Genomic DNA, 18,878 nt, shown 5'->3' with positions numbered 1-18,878 from the left:
TAGCAAATAGAGAGAATTCTTGTCCATTAAGAAATGTTACAAATTACATGGGTACATTAAGAAAAGTTAAGGGGGTACATCCATTGATGGATAAGGGTTTTGGGCTATTATGGTATATATGTATGGGGGAAGTTCAGATATTATATCGATTAATCAGATTGCGGGTTGTTTCTTCTAAAATTAATTTCGACCAGTAAGGAGAGTATAAACCTTGCCAAGCAATTGATAATAAAGTATCGCGTAAATACTGAGGAATAAGAACACAAGCATCTAAAACAACCCTAGGCTCTGCTGTCATCTAGGTTTAATTCCTCATCTTTTCTGTATAGTCCTTCCGCTTCAGTCATGGCCACAAGGTTATTTAAAATTTGTTCTCTTTCTCGATATTTTCTCTCTTTATATATTACCAAATCTTCTCGTTTTATCCGTCTATCACTGCCTACATTAGTCGATAAAATTTGCCCCTGTTCTAGTAATTTTATTAGATAAGAGTTAGAAACATTTAACAAATTAGCCGCTTCTTCTATAGTTAAATCCTGAGGGGTAACATTTAACTGAATTACCTGTCCCGATGCTAAGGCAGCCACACTGTAACGAAGTACCATTAAAACCGATTCGGGAATATGGATATTTTCTCCCTGTTCGGTTACGAGTCTCGTCGGTATTTCTCTATTAAGCAGCTGATTTAATTGGGTTATTTGTTCAGTTTCTTCGGGTTCGACAACAAAATGAGTTGGGTCAAAATTAGAATATTTACTCATATCAAAGAATGACTCCACGCATTGATATTATTTCACCTCATTTTAACATACCAATCTGACAGGGGGACAAGAACCCTAAACCATGAGATCACATTTTATTATTTTTTCCACTTCCATCTAAAAATTGAGAAAAAAGCCAAACCCTCTATTACACCATAAAAAAATTATGCAAGAGGTCTATTCTTCTACTTTTTTTGAAAATACTTTTCAGAGTATTCTTTTTTCAAGGATTCAACATCAAGTTTATGGAAAACCAATAGTTCCTGCATCTTGGAGTCACTAATTTCAGTGAGAGAATAGTCTTTAAACTCCTTGAAAAAGGACTTGACCCTATCTCTCAAGGATTTAAGTGTTCCTTTTCTCATGATTTCAACTTCATGGGTAAAACTTCCTTGTTTTGAAACATTTTTTGTAGGAATGATGAGAATTCTTTTTACTTTATCTGTCTTATATTCTTGTTCAAACCATGCACAGTGATTATTCATTTGTCCAGTTTCAGTTTTAGTTATCTCACTGCGTGAATCCTCGACTTCGCTCTTACATTCAAACATGAAATATTCATCATTTGAGACACACCAAAGATTGTCAGAGCCTTTTTTAAACTCCTTATCCGGTCTTTGACTTAAAAAACCGATCGCATAGCCTAAATCTTGAAGTGCTTTTTCAAATTTTTCTGAAGGCTGTCCAAAACTTAAATTTTCAAGTATCTCATTTACATCCATTGAAAGCTCTTGATAATTTTCATGCGAAGAAATCCAATCTCGAATTCGTTTTATTCTATTTTCGCTTATATAGCTTAATTTCTTATAATTAATACCTTCTCTAGGTTTCAGAAGCTGAGAATTATTTTTGAAAGCACTTTGTTGAGTATTATTAGAATCTAACTTGCTGATCTTATACTTGAATCGAGCAAGGGTCTGCAAATACCAACCCTTCTCTGCTTGATCTTCAGTACAGTACAAGTCAATTATTTTTTGCCCATGGTTGATTGCACTTTCAGGATCATTTTGGAAAAAGCTTTCTTCTGCCTTTCTTTCCAATTCTAGAATTTCCAGTATCTTACCTGTAGAAGATGGATTACTGTTAATGTTCGCATCCATTTTCTCTTTATAAAACTCTTTCCATCCATCGTCTCTTTTTAGACATTGGTTGATCAATTCAAGTATTACCTTTGTATAATCATTACCATTTTTTATATCTTCTTCTTTTGCCATTTCAGAGACTTCTAGCCCAATCTCTATCTGGTTCCTTGTTTGAGATGAGAAGAACCTATTTGAGCTAGAACTTTTAAGGAATTTTACAAGATCATCTCCGATGATGAGAATAACACTGTAGTCCTTCTCGCCTCTTACACTCCTGCCAAGACCTTGTTCTATCTTCTGAGCAGCTCTAATATTTGTTAAGTCGCTATTCGATCTACATTCTTCTTCGTACCTCTCAGTTAATGACTCCGAATATGGCATAGAGTCAATAATGAGGAGCCGACAAGAATCATCTGGAAGATCTATTCCGTCGTAGCGATTGACAACTACCACTGTATTGCTATATTCACCTGATTTAAGCTTACTAACCTCTTCAAAGATATTTTCACTTTTAACAACTACAGAACCTTGCTTCTGATACACCTTTGCTTTATTGAAACTAGAGGTAATTGCTACTAAGCCTGCTTTTCGACTAGGGTTTTGTTTAGAAAATCTGACAATAATGTAATCTCTATTCAACTCCTCATGGATGAGTGAGGGAATCAAGATCATTTTTTCACCTGACCACTTCTCTTGCTCTGGAGTAAGCGGATTATTTATAGCTTGAACGTTTAATCCAAGACCTTTTAGAAAGAAAGAATCATTTTGTGTAGTTGCTGACATCAAGATTCTCTGTTCAGCCTTGCTAAAAGTAGAAAACTGGTTAACTGGACTAAAATAAGTTGAAATTTCTAATTCTTTGCCACTAAAAAAGCATTGACAATTATCAATACTGTCTTTGATTAAATCCCAAGTGAACATTACTTTTGTATCACTTGTATATTCAATAATAATTTGTACAACTTCTGACTTTTTATCTTGCCAATTCCAATAAGGAACTGGCAAAAAAGTTGTGCTTTCGCCATTCTTTATCTCAAAAAAACTGCCTTCACCTTGCTCTCTTAGATCGTCTTCAAACAGTTGAAACAAACGTTGATAGAGATGATGAGAATTGTTTACTTTTATTTTAAAGGATTCGTTTATGAAATCTATACAGGCGTGTGAGTCGTCTAAAATAATCGTGTTTACTTTAGTGAATTTTCCGCCAATTCCGAAAACTGACTTCCCGTTGAAAACTTTCTGAACGTGCGTGATTAATATCTTCTCTGAGTTTAGAAATTGATCAGGCAGAGAATTGCTGCTATCAATAGTTACATATCCAATGCCAAATTTTTCTGCTTCTTGGCAAGTTTGTTTCACCAAGTATTTGTTGGGACACACATATAGACAGGGACCTTTCTTTTGATTCAGTTTAGATTGAAGGATCAACAAACCAATCAAAGTTTTACCTTGCCCAGTATGCAACTTTAAAACTAAATCTTTATCGTCTTTACGATTCAACCACCAGTTCGTTAGAATTTCTCTTTGCACTGGACGCAAAGGACCAGTCTCGCTCCTTCTGTCTAGCTCATCATAAATTTCAACGGGATCTACTTTTTTCTCAATTGATTTCAAACCCAACTTCTTCTTAAAATCAACCATTTCTAACCCATCTATGGAACTATCGCTTGGCAACAAACACTTTAATTCTAGCAGATCTCTTTTGATAATGCTCCCTTTTCAGCACCTGCAAAACACTACATCAAAGTACAATCAAGCTCTACATTATGGACACCAACAGATAACCTCTGAAGGAGCGTCACAATTCAGGAATCGAGGGATAACTAAAAACTCACATCTGATAACTGATCACTGATAAGTGACTCCTTTTTGCCTGACAGATTAACTTGCTTGGGAGGAGACAAAACCCGATAACTCGCGAAAACGGATCTCATCGCGGTGGGGATCAGAGCGACTAACTTGTACTTGAAAGCGATCGCCTAAAGATACCGAGCGCTCAAAACGATGGGGTAATTCTAACCCCAATTCCTCCAATAAAATCAAGCCTAAATTTTCCTCTTCCCGCAGCCAGCGTAAAACCAAAGCTTGCCAGACTTGATCTCCCTGTCGTCGCAAAAATTCCAAACTCCAATAACGATTAGTTTGTCGTTCCACCGAGGTGGCTTCTTGAGCCGAACTAGCGACACTATAGAGAATTTCCTGCATTCTATCCCGGGTAAAAGGCAGTTGATCGCCCCGGAGATGGGCTTTTAGTTGAAAATGGGTCAAAAGGTCAGTATAACGGCGAATTGGCGAAGTTACTTGGGAATAGGTATTCAATCCCAGACTAGCATGACGGTTAGGAATCGTCGTCATCTCACTGCGCGGCATACAGCGACGCAAGGCACAGGAACGCACCGGGCCCGCAGGTAGTAAAATTAACTCCTCATCGGGGGGTAATTCTGGTTGTGGTTGTCCGCGGAAAGGCACGGGGATCTCGTGTTCCTGACAGTAGCGACCGGCGATTTCTCCAGCTAAAATCATCATTTCCGCCACTAATTGCCGAGATGGGGAAACTTCCTGCAATTCTACGATAATTTCGTCGTTATCCTTCACCTTAATGGATGATTCTGGCATTTGGATGTTAATCGATCCCTGAGATTTGCGCCATGCGTGGCGTTGTTTTGCCCAACGGTTGAGAATCCTTACTTCCGGTTCATGCTGCAGATCCAGATGTAACATTTCGTCCACATCTTCGTAGGTGAGGCGATAGGTAGGTTTAATTGTACTAGGATGAATCCGATAATCGGCGATCGCCCCCGTTTCATCGAGGATTACCCCAAAACTCAATGCGGGACAAAGTTTACCCTGTACCAAACTCATTGGACCGGCGGCCAATTCTAGGGGAAACATGGGAACCATTCCCGTGGGAAGATAAAGACTGGTACTGCGACGACGTGCTTCTAGGTCTAATTCATCATCGGGAAGCACTAAACGGCTAGGATCAGCAATATGGATCCAGAGACGATGACCACCATCCGCGAGCATTTCCACCGATAATCCGTCATCGATTTCCTCGGTACTTTCATCGTCGATGGTATAAATTTTTTGGTGGGTTAAATCGAGACGATTGTTGACATCCGCATCCGCAGGGGGATTGAGTAAATTAAGACGCGCCACATCAAGTACCTTTTTCGAGAATTGAACGGGGTAGGAACTGCGTCGCAGGAAAAGGTTTTCGTGACTACTCCACCATTTCAAATCGACTAACAATTCAAAAGCAGCCTCGGGGGTTTGGGAACGGCCCAGCAGCGAGAGTATGTCCATGGCTGCTGGATATTTTTGTTCGGGTTGGAGGATAAATTTTTCTAGAGATTCCAGACGAATTCGATCGCTTTCTGACCATTCTACCGTTTCACCGGCCAAGGCCTGTTGGAGACGTTGGAGAAATTGGCCTTTTTCCCGTTGACGCTGTTGTTCCACCTCTAGCTGGTGTTTGATTTCCTCTACCTGATTTTCCGATCGGGCTTCGTAACCATCCCCTTTATTTTTAAAATAAACTTTATCATCACTCAAGAGACAATGGGCCGCATAGCAAAACTGGGGACTGCGATCGGAAAAGAGAATCTCGGCCATGGTTTCGGGAGTGACTAACTGATTTTCCCCGGCTAATAATTCCCAGGCCACTTCTAAACCACTAGCATCTAGATAGGGTTGGACTTCCCGCAGAAAATTGCCAATCTCTTTATAGTTGGACGGACCTGCTTTGATAATGTAATCGAAGCGTTGGGGACGCAGTTTATGCGGGTTCCCCCCTTGATCGATGACGATCCAATCTTTTTTACCTTCTGGGCGATCGATCACCCCTAAGCGCCTTTCTCCTTGGACTCGAAATTCTACCAGCGTTCCCTTTTCCACTGCTTCCCCTTACTGCCTATCTATTTTGTCTATTTTCTATCATCCTCGATCGATTACTCGATCGGCAAGAGCAATCGTCAATCCCCACCCACTAGATAGGTATAACGTCGCAAACTGCGTTCATAATCCTGTAGTAGTAATTGGGATTCTTCCACAGTCATGCGATTTTCCTGCAAAGCTTGTTCACAACGAAGACGAATTTTTTCTAACAGGTCTTCTGCGGAATACTGCACATAACCTAATACTTCCGTGATCGTATCTCCTTTGACTAGATACTCGATATCGTACCCCTTGGGACTCATCTGAATATGTACCACGTTAGTATCGCCAAAAAGATTATGTAAATTGCCCATAATCTCTTGATAAGCACCCACCAGAAACATTCCTAGATAATAAGGTTCTGGAGAATGTTTACCGTTTTTGTACTCCAACGGATGCAATTCTAAAACTGATTTTACGTCCCCGCGCAAATCGATAAACTGGGCAATTTTTCCGTCACTATCACAGGTTAAATCGGCGAGAATACCTCTTTGGGTAGGTTCTCGATCGAGACGATGGATCGGCATAATTGGAAATAGTTGATCGATCGCCCAACTATCGGGAACTGACTGAAAAACCGAGAGATTGGCATAATAAATTGAGGCCATAATTTGCTCTAAGTCTTCCAAGTCATCGGGAACATAATCCTGTTGTCGGGCCACTTGCAGAATTTTGTGACAACAAGCCCAGTACAATTGTTCGGCTCTAGCTCGTTCCTTGAGACTGAGATAACCGAAATTAAACAGACTAATCGCCTCCTCTTTGAACTGTCCCGCATCGTGATAAGCTTCCTGATAATTGCGCTCATCGATACCCGTGTAGGTTTCCCAGAGATTACGGAGGATGAGGTGTTCTTTCCCATTGCAGGGATCGGGAGGGTTTTGGGGAACCTCACTACTTCCCAAGATATCAAAGACTAACACCGATTGATGAGAAGCGATCGCCCGGCCACTTTCACTGATGAGAATTGGGGGTGAAATCTGGGCATCTTCACAAGCTTCCTTGACCTCAGCCACGATATCATTGGCATAATTCTGCATATTGTAGTTTTTTGAGGCGTAGAAGTTAGTTTTTGAGCCATCGTAATCGACCCCTAAACCACCCCCCACATCGAGATAGGTCATATTTGCCCCTAATTTCGCTAATTCCACATAAATCTGACTAGCTTCGCGAATGGCATCTTTAATGACGCTAATAGCGGAGATTTGCGACCCGATATGATAGTGCAGCAGTTGCAGACAATCTAACATCCCCGCTTGTTCTAATTCCGTCACCACCGTTAAGATTTCCGGGACGGTTAAACCGAATTTTGCCCGGTCTCCCGTGGAACATCCCCAACGGCCCACCCCTTTTGTCCCCAGTTTCGCACGCACTCCCAAATGAGGGGCAATTCCTAACTGACGACTGACGCGCAGGGTTAAATATAATTCTTCCAATTGTTCGATGACAATCAAAGGCCGATGACCGAGACGAGTGGTCAACAGGGCTGTTTCCAGGTATTCTTTGTCCTTATAGCCGTTACAAATTAGCAATGGTTGTGTTTTGTCATTTTTGCCGTTTAAGGCAGGTTCTAGGGTAGCTAAAGCAATCATTAGCTCAGGTTTTGAACCAGCCTCAAGCCCAAATTGATAGGGTTTACCAAAACGCACTAAAGACTCGACGATGTGACGGTGTTGATTGCACTTGATCGGATAGACACCGCGATAGACATTGGCATAATTATAACGGGCGATCGCTCGGTTAAAACAGGCATTCAGGCGCTCGATCCGGTCTTCCAAAATATCACTAAACCGAATTAACAAGGGTAAACCGATATTACGCCGCTTAATCGCCGAAACTAACTCGTATAAGTCCAAAGAACCGCCCCTTTCTCCCTGGGGCGAAACGGTAATATTTCCTGCGGCATTGATCGAGAAATAGGGTTCTCCCCAGCCTTGGATGCGATAGAGATTTTCGCTATCTTCGATCGACCAATGTTTAACGGGGGCAACTTTTTCGAGGTTGTTACCGTCAGAAGGGGTCAGATCCACTGGAGATAATTGCTTTTCTTGTTTCTTAAGTTGAGTTTTACCCGCCATTGTCTATCGATCGCTCCGTGTGAGACTCCGATCTTCTATCTTAAGTCAGACTTCCTGTCCGCGACCAAGATTCCGATCGTGATAGAATCTATTAGCCCTCAGGAGGCAGGATTCAGGAGACAGGATTCAGGAGACAGGATTCAGGAGATTATTTGTATTTTCTCCCCATCCCCCATCACCCTAGGGTTGATTCATAGTAGGGTTGATTCATGAATCAACCCTACCCATCACCCCGTTCCCCTGTTCCCTTCTCCCCAAAATTTTATAGTGAACCGCTTATGAAATTATTAGACTCAAAAGGACGTTTATTCGGTAAATTTAGCTTGCTTGATATTGGAGCGGCCTTAGTAATTTTATTGACAATTATCGGGATTTTTGTTGTCCCGGGGACGAGTGGTAAAAGTACGATCGCTCAAGTTACCAAAGAACCCCTAGAAGTGGATGTTATTGTCCGGGGTTTAAGTGTTCTTAATCCCAATGCTTTGATTAATCAATTCAATACCGAGAAGAAAACTAATATTGTTATTCGTAATCAACCGGCCGGTCAAGTGGATATAAAAAATGTTAAAGCTTTATCGAGAAATGTCTTAGTTCCGCAGCCCGATGGTAGCGTGAAAGTCCTACCGGATCCCCGCACGGAAAACTATTCTCAAGATATGATTATGACTCTCAGTGGTCAAGCGGAAGTTACAGATACTGGTGCGGTTGTTGGCGGTCAAAAGGTGAAAATTGGCACTTTAATCGAGTTGGAAGGAGATAATTATAATTTCAACACCAGTGTTATCGATGTCCGTTTACCAAAAAGGTCTTAGTTAGTAAACAGTGAGCAGTAAACAGTGAAAAGACAGCAGGAAACTTCCATGTAACACTGCTCACTTGAAAACTCAAATCTGATAACTGATAACTGATAACTGATAAGAGGATTAACTGCTATTTATACACCGCCTTTAGCTCGTTTGATCGAGCAGTTACAAAAATTACCCGGGGTGGGACCCAAAAGCGCTCAACGTCTGGCCCTCTATATTCTCAAACGACCGGAACAAGATGCGATCGAATTGGCCCAGGCGATCGTAGCAGCGAAAAAACAAGTAGGATTATGTCAGGTTTGTTTCCATCTTTCGGCCGAACCGATCTGCGAAATTTGCCGCAATCCTAACCGAGAAACGGGGACTATCTGTGTGGTAGCTGACTCCAGAGATGTGATTGCTTTGGAGAAAACAAGGGAATATTCGGGTAAATATCACGTTTTAGGGGGTGTTATCTCACCTATGGATGGGATTGGACCGGATCAATTAAATATACAGTCTTTAGTCACCAGAGTCAGCCAGAAAAAAATTCAGGAAGTTATCTTAGCTATCAGTCCCAGTGTCGAAGGGGAAACCACGACTTTGTATATCGGGGGTTTACTGAAACCCTTCACTAAAGTTACCCGTATCGCTTTCGGGTTGCCCATGGGTGGTGATCTAGAATACGCTGATGAAGTAACCCTAGCGAGAGCTTTAGAAGGTCGTCGGGAATTGTAAAATCTCGCCAAGGTTGGGATTAAGTAGGGTTTGCTGAATAAATGTGAAATGTAGGCAAGGTAAGGGTTTTGTGGCTTTTCTCGTGAAACAGGTGCAAGATTTTGAAAGAATCGTGCTTCAACACCTTGCGTCTTCATCGGCCCGTGTCCTGTAGGGGCGAAGCATTCGGGCAATAACCTATCGGTGAAACGTAGATTTTCTATCCGAATGCTTCGCCCGTACTTTTTGCCGCCAACCCTAAGTAGGGAGGCACAATTATTTGTAGGATGGGTTAGCGGTAGCGTAACATGAGCGGGCGTTGGGTTTCATGCTTCAACCCAACCTACGTTCATCTTATATTTAATTCCACCTACCTACTTAGACATTATTGAGGACAATTATTCGGCTCGACTACTCAAAGGATTATTGAGATTGCCGGTGCCAGGACGTTTAACACTATGGGATTGTAGCAGCGAGATCGCCTGTTGGTACTGGGGATCATCCTTAGTTCCCACCAAAGAAGGATCATCGCGGAAGCGCAGCTGTTGTTCCTGGGTTAACTCGATCTGCACATCGGGTTTAATGCCTTTTTTGTAGATATTTTCGCCGTTGGGGGGATAATAACGGGCAATTGTCACCGCTAAACCGGAACCATCGGAGAGGGTGTGTACCGATTGGACGGTACTCTTGCCATAGGTCGATGTACCCACTAAAGTCGCCCGGCCATTTTCTTTCAGCGCCCCGGCGAGGATTTCGCTGGCGCTGGCGGAACCTTTATTCACCAAGACCACGAGGGGTAAATCGGTAATAGCGGTGTTATTGGCGATAAATTGGCGATCACCGCCCCGTCGATCAATGGTGCTAACGATTTTGCCCTGTTTCATCCACATGCGAGCGATATCGACACTAGCAAATAGTAAACCCCCGGGGTTGCCCCGCAGATCGAGAACATAGCCGGATACCTGTTGTTGACTTAATTCCTCGATCGCCTCTTTCATTTGTTCGGCCGCGTGGGAACTAAATTCATCCAGTTTGATATAACCAACTTTCACCCCACCTTCCTGTTTAAGGGTATAGCTAACCGAGGGGATTTCGATATCTACCCGGGTCAAAGTCACTTCAAATACCCCTTGATCGGGACGGGCAAGCTGTAAACTAACGCTAGTACCCACTGCTCCCTGTAGTGCTTCCATTGCTTGTTCTAGGGTCATTAAAGCGGTGGGTTTGCCATTAATTCTGATCAGGCGATCGCCGCTTTTCACTCCCGCTTCCTTGGCGGGGGATTTTTTCACCGTATCGACAACGACCAGATCGCTAGTGCGTTTATCAAGGGCTAAACGTACCCCAATTCCCGATAATTCTCCGGAAGTTTGACTGGTGAGGACAGCAAATTCCCTAGGAGTTAAAAAACGGGTATAAGTATCACCCAATTCCTTTAAAGCTTCCCGGATTGCCGTGTAAGCTTGTTGGGGATTAGTATAATTTCTGCTTAACAATTCTTGACGTTTTTTTTGCCAATCAATTTGATGAAAACCACGATCTACAAATTCATTATTAACAATTTGCCAAACCTGGTCGATGACTGCTTTCGGGTTATCTTCTAAGGGTTTTTCCCCTTTGGCTGCGGGGGTGAGAACCATCAGGGAACTAACTGCTAGGGTAGCGATCGCACCTCCAGATAGGAGTTTCTGCACGGAAACGAACGAGGGACGCGACTGGTTCATAAAGACAAAGCCAAAATAAGATTGACGTTTAGATAAAGCCATTCAAAAAGCGGGAGCATTTTGCCTTCGAGGGAGGTGAGGAGCAGTGTTAACTACGACTTCCGTATAGATAAGGGAGTTCCTTGTCTGGCTCTAATATCCACTATAATTCTACTTCTAGAAAATCGAGTAATATCTGGCGATGAATTTTTCCTAAAGGACGAGTCTGATTAATCTTCTGGGAATAGTATTCCCCTTGACGGATGGCAGCCGGAGGTAATAAAGCTAAATCTTGCCCTTCCGTTTGTACTAATTTTTCTAATTCCAGGGTCAGGGGTACATGATAAAGATAACGCGAGAGATTATCATCGTTATAAGAGCGAAAATAGCGTAAACTAGGGGCTTCGTAGTTAATTTCTTCTTTTAACTCTCGTTTTAACCCTATTTCTGGATTTTCACCCGCTTCTAAGTGACCACCAAATAAACCCCACACCCCCGGATAGAGAATCGTCGGGATGTCGTCGCGCAACTGCATTAAAAATCGACCGTCCTGTTCTAAAATCGCCAAAGCAACAAATATCATCAGTTAAGTGGTTGGACAAAAGTAAAGTTAACTGTGGGGTAAGGAGTCAGGAGACAGGAGACAGGAGACAGGAGACAGGAGATTATTTGTATTTTCTCCCCACTTCCCACTTCATAATTCATAATTCATAATTCATAATTCCCACACCTAACCCTGGCTATTTCTCGCTTTGTTTATGGGGTAAAAAGAAGGCATCGAGGGGGTCTGGGACGGGTTTAACCACTGCGGGGGGTTTGGGGGGAATCGCTTCCGCGACGGGTTGCACGGGGGGATTGGGTTTAACGGGGGTAAGGACGGGAGTTTCTGGGGGTTTCGTTGCGGTTGCGCTGGGAATTGTCACCTGTCGGGGATTTTCCAGGGGTTTAGTGGAGACCGGGGGAGAATTATTTTCTGGGGGTTTAACTTCTGAGGTGGGGGAGGGTTTAATTTCTGGGGACGGGGAAGGAGTGGGAACCGAATTAACCGCTACTGCATCCATCTGTTCTAATTCCACCACATACACTTCGTTGACGGTTTGGGAACCTTGGGGAATAGCCTCAAAGTCAATTTTGCCCTTAATGACGATTTCTTCGCCTTGACGGGGTAATTTATTGCTATTGGTGCGAATCCAAATCTTCCCGGACTTATCCTGCAAAAGATAGGCCCCTCCCGCTAAAAAAGGGGCATAATTGCTCACGGTTCCCCTAAGATAAACTAAAGCACCTTTTGGTTTTTCCTGTAATTGCTCGATCGCTGTTAGGGGAGGATCACCGATGTAGGGAACGGCAATACCGAGGTCAGCAAGGGTACTACAACCGAATAACCCTAGCAATAATAATAGACTGCCGATGCGCGCTACACGAGTCTGGATAGACATTCTTGCTTTAACCTTAACGAGTGCTATTAGCCAATCTTTTTGACCATAGAATGGATCCGAAAGATTTTTGTTCTCGGTATTATCATAGAATGTCCGTAACTACTTGCCAAATTCTCGACGGGAAAGCCTTAGCTCAAAAAATCCAGCTTGGTCTAGGAGAGCGCATCCAGACGCTAAAATCTCCAATGGGAAGACCTCCGGGGTTAGCGGTGTTGATGGTGGGGGATAATCCTGCTAGTGCCGTTTATGTACGCAATAAGGAGAAAGCTTGTACTAAAATCGGCATGGCCTCTTTTGGTCGTCATTTTCCCACCGATACAAGTGAACTAGAAATTTTAGCGGAAATTGTCCGTCTCAATCAAGATGAGCGGGTGGACGGGATTTTAATTCAATTACCCTTACCCAAGCATTTAGATGCGGTTTCCCTTCTCTACCAAATTGACCCGAAAAAAGATGCTGATGGCTTACATCCTCTCAATTTAGGCGGTTTAGTGCGGGGTGAGGACTGTATCCGCAGTTGTACTCCTGCGGGGGTCATGGCACTCCTGAAAGAATATAATATTCCCATAGCCGGTAAGCACGCGGTGGTGGTGGGTCGCAGTATTCTAGTGGGGAAACCTTTAGCTTTAATGTTATTGGAGGAAAACGCTACGGTAACTATTGCTCACTCGCGCACGGAAAATCTGGCAGAAATAACCAGAAGTGCCGATATTTTAGTACCTGCTGTCGGTAAAGCCAATTTAATCACTAAAGATATGGTAAAACCGGGTGCGGTAGTGGTGGATGTGGGTATTAATCGCGTCGCTGACCGTTTGGTGGGCGATGTGGACTATGCTGGGGTTTTAGAAGTAGCTAGTTATCTTACTCCTGTCCCCGGGGGTGTCGGTCCGATGACGGTGGCAATGTTATTACAAAATACATTGTTAAGTTACGAACGCAAGTTATAAATCCTCAGCTACCAGCTATCAGCTATTCAGTAATTCTATGGTGAGGTACGAATTTTTCGTTTTGGGGAGTCGGTCGTCGGTCGTCGATACCAAATTAGGTTATACTTTCTCTTTATGAGAGACGCTGTAGAATTTAATTTAATAAATATTACCGAGTATTTCAATTAAAGTTAACTCTATTTCTGGAAAGGATTCAATAAAAATACTTTCACCTCGATAATATTTCTGAATAGCTTGATAACTACCATGCAGCGGATGGCGATAAACTTCTAAACCTTCCTCCTTGAGATTGATAATCCAAACCTCTTTAATATTTGCTTCTGCATAAAGAGGGATTTTAGTATAGCGATCATAATCGAGGGTAGAATCAGAAACTTCAATAATTAAATAAATATCTTGAGGACAAGGATAGGCAGCAACATAAAAATCTGATCGAGGTATTAGTAAACTTAAATCTGGTTCTGGTTGAGAATTATTATTTAATCTAATCGGGTTTTGCACTCCTAAGAGAATAAGATCGCCAAATTTTCGATAAAATAACTGTGTTAATCTAGCTATACAGGCAGCATGACGGGTTCCCATCGGTGACATTTTGATAATTTCTCCTCGAATTAATTCCACTTTTTCATCGGGTTTGATTATTCCCTCGGTTGTCATTTTTTCGTATTCTTCCACCGTAAACTTACGGGTAATCAGTGATAAAGACATTTTAACTACACTCCTAATATTTCTGCAATAGTGAATTCTATATCGGGAAAAGATGTTATAAAAACCCTCTCATTTATAGAGTATTTCTGAATATTTTGATAACTACCCTGCAGCGGATGGCGATAAACTTCTAAACATTCTTCCTTGAGATTGACAATCCAAACTTCTTGAATATTTGCTTCCGCATAAAGAGGGATTTTAGTATAGCGATCATAATCGAGGGTAGAATCAGAAACTTCAATAATTAAATAGATATCTTGGGGACAAGGATAGGCAGCAACATAAAAATCCGATCGAGGTATTAGTAAACTTAAATCTGGTTCTGGTTGAGAGTTATTATTTAATCTAATCGGATTTTGCACTCTGAGAATAATTTTATGTCCTAACTTTTGATAGAACAATTGTATTAATCTATCTACACTAGCAGCCTGACGGGTTCCCATCGGTGACATTTTGATAATTTCTCCTCGAATTAATTCCACTTTTTCATCGGGTTTGATTATTCCCTCGGTTGTCATTTTTTCGTATTCTTCCACCGTAAACTTACGAGTAATCAGTGATAAAGACATTTTAACTAAACTCCTACTTTCTCTTTATTCTATCTGGACAGCCTTGCAAGGGGGGAATTATCGGTATTTAAACCATTAATCGGGGGGATAAACTAACTTTTTGGGGACTTGTACTGATTCTTCAGGAAAAATCAGCGCTTGCCATGGCGACAAAACCGCTAGAGCTAACGTCTAGAAAGCTGGGGTCGGATCGAAACTGCCCCAAAAAAGCTACTATAGGTCAGTTGTCGATGTTAGAAAAAATAGCCGTTCCCATCAGGAACATTAAGTCGAGAAATTTTATGGTTAAGCGAAAACAGCCTTATAGTTTAATTTATCTGCTCACTCTGGTGATCGGTTTAGTGATTGCGATCGCACCTGACGGACAAGCACAAACCCCCGACTCTAACAATCCCACCAGCGATCCTAACGAATTAAAACCCTTAAATCAAGCCGATAGTGTCCTGAGTCTTCAGGGGGGACAACGTTTAGTGGAAGAAGCGAACGCCGCTATTAATGCCGCTAAATACGATGTCGCGGTGGACAAACTCAATCAAGCGCGTCGGATTTTTAACCAACTATCTAACTATCATCTGCAATTAGCTAATAGTTTCTCAGGAATTGACCCGAAAGTATTCGATTCTCAGCGTCAAAGTGCTTTAAACACCGGACAACTGCGGGATGAAGCCACCTATCAGCTTGCTTTGGTCCATAGGGCGCAAAATCAGCCAGAATTGGCGGTTCCTTTGTTAATTCAGGTGATTCAATCCCAAAACCCCACCAGTGAATTAGGACAAAAAAGCTATCAACAACTCTACGAGATGGGATTTGTCAGCACACCCATCTCCGCACCGACTCCCACCTCGGCAACTCCTAACAACTCCCCCCCACAGCAGTAAATTTTGTCCCCATTGACGAGCTTTCGGTAACAATGGGATCAGAGTATCTTTAATTCTTTTGAGGAGTTACGATGGTTGACTTTCGCCAAGTAGAAGCGATGATTCAAGAACAAATCCCCGATGCACAAGTGATGATTCGGGATTTAACGGGAGGTGGCGATCATTTGGAAGCGGTGGTTATTTCCGGGGAATTTGCCGGCAAAACCCGCGTTAAACAGCATCAAATGGTTTATGGCGCTTTACAATCGGCACTGGCTACCGAAGCCATCCATGCTCTGGCATTAAAAACCTACACTCCCGACAGTTGGGCAGCAGAAAAATAACAGTTATTAATTATCAGTTATCAGTTATCAGTTAATTTTTTTCTGGTTTTCTTTGTGGCTAATTATCTTCACAACACACAGTCTAATTTAATTACTTATGGTTAGTCCTTTACTGGAACCCTTTCGAGAAGCCTATCGCAATTTGGAACTTTTACCCCTGCGATCGGATAAAGAATTACAGCGTTTTGCTGTCAAATACGGCACAGAAATTATCGAAGAATTAGAACAATTGGTCGAAGATAGTCCTTCGGAAGACGGAAAAATTATTCTAGCAGGACATCGGGGTTGTGGTAAGTCAACCCTACTCTACGAATTTAAAAGAAAGTTAGATGATCGCTATTTTGTTGTTTTCTTCTCGATCTCAGACACGATCGAAATGTCAGACGTAAATCATGTTACTATTTTATTCTCGATCGCAGTTCAGATGATGTCAGAAGCGGAAGCCCAAAATTTAACTATTAAAGATTCTATTAAAAAAAGCTTTTATCAATGGTTTGCTGAACAAATCCGCACCGAAACCAATCAAGCAGATGCCACTGTCGAAACAGGTTTTAACTTTTCTTCTTTACTAGCTCACATTAAAGGCATTCTCAAGATTAATTCGACTATTCGCCAGGAAATCAAACAAAAGTATGAGCGGAGAATTACCGATCTAGTTGCCCAAATTAACATTATAGCTAGTGTGATCGAGTCCCAAAGTCAGAAAAAAATCTTAGTAATTGTTGATGACATTGATAAAATTGACTTAGCACAGGTAAGGGATATTTTTCAATCCCATATTAAAGCGATTAAATTGCCCGGTTTTCGGATTATTATGACTATTCCGATCGCCGCTTTAAGAGAAGTAGCTTTAAAGGCAACTCTCGAAACAGAAATCAATAATCAGATCGTGAAAATGCCTGTATATAAACTCTTTAAACAGGGAGAAATTAATGCACCTAATGCTATACCCGATCCGCAAATTATTGCTACTTTAACCGAGATTATCACTAAGCGCATCGATTCCGCTTTAATCGATCCTGACACCCTCGAAAAAATTTGTCTTTATAGTGGGGGAGTGTTACGAGAATTAATTCGCATTACTAATGATTGCTGTCGGGTTTGTTTGCGATCGGTTCGTCGTTATCCTGATGATAATACCCTAAAAATTGATCAAGCTGTTCTAGAACAATCAATCACAGAACTTAGTCTCGATTTTGCTGAAAGTATCGGTACAGCAGATGAGGAAATTATTAAAACTGTTTATGAAAAGTTAAACCCGAAGGATCTCAAGGATCAAAATTTTCTAGATCTGCTGCATGGTTTATATATTTTGGAATACCGCAATGGCGATTTGTGGTATAACGTGCATCCGATTGTGGTTGAGTTAATGAAAAAAAGAGGAACAATTTGAATGGGATAAGTAAGTAGTTATAATTAAATTGAAGATGGATCCCCCCTTGATCCCCCCTTGATAAGGGGGGTGCGGATCACTCCTTGATCCGTAGGGTTGATTCATGAATCAACCCTACCTAATGGGGGTATCTGACAGTTTTTAACAGCTATCCACTTATTATGAATAATGAAACATCTTCAATTATTGACCAAAATGAAAGAGAATACGAAGGTTTAATCGTGTCTCTAGAGGCAAATCAAGAGAGATTAAATATATTAATTTGTGTGTGTGATCAGGAAAAATTGCGAGAAGAAATTATTGATCGCTATAGCAAAGAATTAGAACCAGTAATCCCTTGTTATCGGATTGATTTAGATCAAAAAGAACCGAGTTTAAGAGCAGCCATTGCTAGTTTAGTCTCCAAAAAACCAGAGTTATTACAAAGCAAAAACGCCGTGATCACAACCACAGGAGTGGAAAAATTACACTCGATCTCGCGTAGCGAGCGCGTTGCGACCGAATGGCAACGGGAAAAATCGGAACTAGATAAATTTTTTGGTTATCTGCAATGGACAAGGGAAGGATTGCGAGAATTTCCCTATTCCATTGTTCTTTGGGTAACAAGCACAGTGGAGGTAAATTTACGCAAAAAGTCCCCCGATTTTTGGAGTTGGAGAAAAGGAGTTTTTCGCTTTATTTCTCCTCCAAGTAACTTTTTACCTTGTCAGGAATTTTTACCAATTTTACAATCTTTTGACGAAATTACTATAGATAAAGATATTCCTTCAATCTCTAAGGAAGACTTGTTAGAACTAATCGAGCAAATCGAGGTAAATAAAGGCAAAAAAGAGCCAAGACTAGCGAGTTTATATGCCAGTTTAGCTAAGATTTATAACCTTCGTTTATTATATCGATCGCCATTGGTAGATTATCGTCAGGAACAACAGCTTGCGATCGAGTATTATCAAAAGGCGATCAATTTACAAAAAGAGTTAAATCTAGAACTTGATTTAGTTGCGAGTCTCAACTCATTAGCCGGTATTTACTATTGCCTAGGAGAATACCAAAAAGCGCTCGAGTTTTGTCAACAGTCCTTAGCAATCACACGGGAAATCGGTGATCGGGGGGGTGAAGCGAAATCCTACATAGGTTTAGGCAATCTTTACAGTTCCCTAAGAGAATACCAAAAAGCGATCGAGTTTTATCAACAGTCCTTAGCAATAAGTCGAGAAATCGAAGATCCGTCGAGAGAAGCGAATTCCTACAATAATTTAGGCGCTGTTTACGATTCCCTAGGAGAAGACCAAAAAGCGCTCGAGTTTTATCAACAGTCCTTAGCAATCATACGGGAAATCGGTGATCGGGGGGGTGAAGCGAAATCCTACGGTAATTTAGGCAATGTTTACAATTCCCTAGGAGAATACCAAAAAGCGATCGAGTTTCATCAACAGTCCTTAGCAATCACACGGGAAATCGATGATCGGGGGGGTGAAGCGAAATCCTACGGTAATTTAGGCAATGTTTACTATTCCCTAGGAGAATACCAAAAAGCGATCGAGTTTCATCAACAGTCTTTA

17 protein-coding genes are annotated in these 18,878 nt (G+C 41.7%); 7 read left to right on the top strand and 10 right to left on the bottom strand.

Features of this window, described 5'->3' with window-relative positions; translation table 11 throughout:
- Window positions 1-133: 133 nt before the first annotated feature.
- The 5 genes from IM500_RS19340 to speA form a co-directional block, all read right to left on the bottom strand.
- Entirely contained in the window at window positions 134-298 is a 165-nt protein-coding gene (locus IM500_RS19340) for a PIN domain-containing protein (protein ID WP_287739354.1), read from the bottom strand.
- On the bottom strand, window positions 282-761 hold the full coding sequence (locus IM500_RS19335) for an excisionase family DNA-binding protein (protein WP_287739353.1): 480 nt from the start codon (window positions 759-761) through the stop codon (window positions 282-284). The genes IM500_RS19340 and IM500_RS19335 overlap by 17 nt, the downstream gene beginning before the upstream one ends.
- A 185-nt stretch (window positions 762-946) precedes the next feature.
- Window positions 947-3,484 (bottom strand): DEAD/DEAH box helicase family protein, encoded by a 2,538-nt coding sequence (locus IM500_RS19330; protein ID WP_287739352.1) that lies wholly within the window; start codon window positions 3,482-3,484, stop codon window positions 947-949.
- A gap of 240 nt (window positions 3,485-3,724) precedes the next feature.
- A complete protein-coding gene (locus IM500_RS19325) occupies window positions 3,725-5,740 on the bottom strand; it encodes a ribonuclease catalytic domain-containing protein (protein ID WP_190722248.1) in 2,016 nt (671 codons plus the stop codon).
- Between the two features lie 77 nt (window positions 5,741-5,817).
- Window positions 5,818-7,857, bottom strand: a complete 2,040-nt coding sequence (gene speA, locus IM500_RS19320) for a biosynthetic arginine decarboxylase (protein ID WP_190722247.1) — start codon at window positions 7,855-7,857, stop codon at window positions 5,818-5,820.
- 278 nt (window positions 7,858-8,135) lie between these two features.
- On the opposite strand from speA, the gene IM500_RS19315 reads away from it, so the two are divergent.
- Both IM500_RS19315 and recR read left to right on the top strand, forming a co-directional pair.
- On the top strand, window positions 8,136-8,669 hold the full coding sequence (locus IM500_RS19315; protein WP_190722246.1) for a DUF4330 domain-containing protein: 534 nt from the start codon (window positions 8,136-8,138) through the stop codon (window positions 8,667-8,669).
- 120 nt (window positions 8,670-8,789) lie between these two features.
- Window positions 8,790-9,380 (top strand): recombination mediator RecR, encoded by a 591-nt coding sequence (recR, locus tag IM500_RS19310; protein WP_043999193.1) that lies wholly within the window; start codon window positions 8,790-8,792, stop codon window positions 9,378-9,380.
- A gap of 377 nt (window positions 9,381-9,757) precedes the next feature.
- Here recR and ctpB read toward each other — a convergent pair whose 3' ends face one another.
- From ctpB to IM500_RS19295, 3 genes are all read right to left on the bottom strand, one after another.
- Window positions 9,758-11,083 carry a carboxyl-terminal processing protease CtpB gene (gene ctpB / locus IM500_RS19305; RefSeq protein ID WP_287970023.1) on the bottom strand — a complete coding sequence of 442 codons (1,326 nt, stop codon included), beginning with the start codon at window positions 11,081-11,083 and terminating at the stop codon, window positions 9,758-9,760.
- Window positions 11,084-11,225: 142 nt separating this feature from the next.
- Entirely contained in the window at window positions 11,226-11,645 is a 420-nt protein-coding gene (locus IM500_RS19300; protein WP_190722244.1) for an NUDIX hydrolase, read from the bottom strand.
- Window positions 11,646-11,802: 157 nt separating this feature from the next.
- Window positions 11,803-12,501 carry a single stranded DNA-binding domain-containing protein gene (locus tag IM500_RS19295; protein ID WP_190722243.1) on the bottom strand — a complete coding sequence of 233 codons (699 nt, stop codon included), beginning with the start codon at window positions 12,499-12,501 and terminating at the stop codon, window positions 11,803-11,805.
- A gap of 89 nt (window positions 12,502-12,590) precedes the next feature.
- Here IM500_RS19295 and folD point away from each other — a divergent pair, with 89 nt between their 5' ends.
- The gene (gene folD, locus IM500_RS19290) at window positions 12,591-13,448 is read left to right on the top strand and encodes a bifunctional methylenetetrahydrofolate dehydrogenase/methenyltetrahydrofolate cyclohydrolase FolD (RefSeq protein WP_149986838.1); all 858 of its coding nucleotides are present in this window, start codon (window positions 12,591-12,593) and stop codon (window positions 13,446-13,448) included.
- 138 nt (window positions 13,449-13,586) lie between these two features.
- Here the strand turns inward: folD and IM500_RS19285 are convergent, their stop codons facing one another.
- A complete protein-coding gene (locus tag IM500_RS19285; RefSeq protein ID WP_287739350.1) occupies window positions 13,587-14,156 on the bottom strand; it encodes a Uma2 family endonuclease in 570 nt (189 codons plus the stop codon).
- A gap of 5 nt (window positions 14,157-14,161) precedes the next feature.
- Window positions 14,162-14,725: a Uma2 family endonuclease gene (locus tag IM500_RS19280; RefSeq protein WP_287739349.1), complete on the bottom strand. Its 564-nt coding sequence runs from the start codon at window positions 14,723-14,725 to the stop codon at window positions 14,162-14,164.
- A 230-nt stretch (window positions 14,726-14,955) separates the two neighbouring features.
- On the opposite strand from IM500_RS19280, the gene IM500_RS19275 reads away from it, so the two are divergent.
- The 4 genes from IM500_RS19275 to IM500_RS19260 form a co-directional block, all read left to right on the top strand.
- A complete protein-coding gene (locus IM500_RS19275) occupies window positions 14,956-15,603 on the top strand; it encodes a hypothetical protein (protein WP_002760602.1) in 648 nt (215 codons plus the stop codon).
- 71 nt (window positions 15,604-15,674) lie between these two features.
- Window positions 15,675-15,926: a BolA family protein gene (locus IM500_RS19270; RefSeq protein ID WP_002737239.1), complete on the top strand. Its 252-nt coding sequence runs from the start codon at window positions 15,675-15,677 to the stop codon at window positions 15,924-15,926.
- 97 nt (window positions 15,927-16,023) lie between these two features.
- Window positions 16,024-17,319, top strand: coding sequence for a P-loop NTPase fold protein (locus tag IM500_RS19265; RefSeq protein ID WP_287739348.1), 1,296 nt, complete (start codon window positions 16,024-16,026; stop codon window positions 17,317-17,319).
- Window positions 17,320-17,480: 161 nt separating this feature from the next.
- A partial coding sequence (locus IM500_RS19260; RefSeq protein WP_287739347.1) for a tetratricopeptide repeat protein occupies window positions 17,481-18,878 on the top strand: 1,398 nt, incomplete at its 3' end.

The sequence above is a fragment of the Microcystis sp. M179S2 genome (assembly GCF_020245805.1).
Taxonomy (GTDB): Bacteria; Cyanobacteriota; Cyanobacteriia; order Cyanobacteriales; family Microcystaceae; genus Microcystis; species Microcystis aeruginosa.
This window is presented reverse-complemented; position numbering and strand designations above follow the sequence as displayed.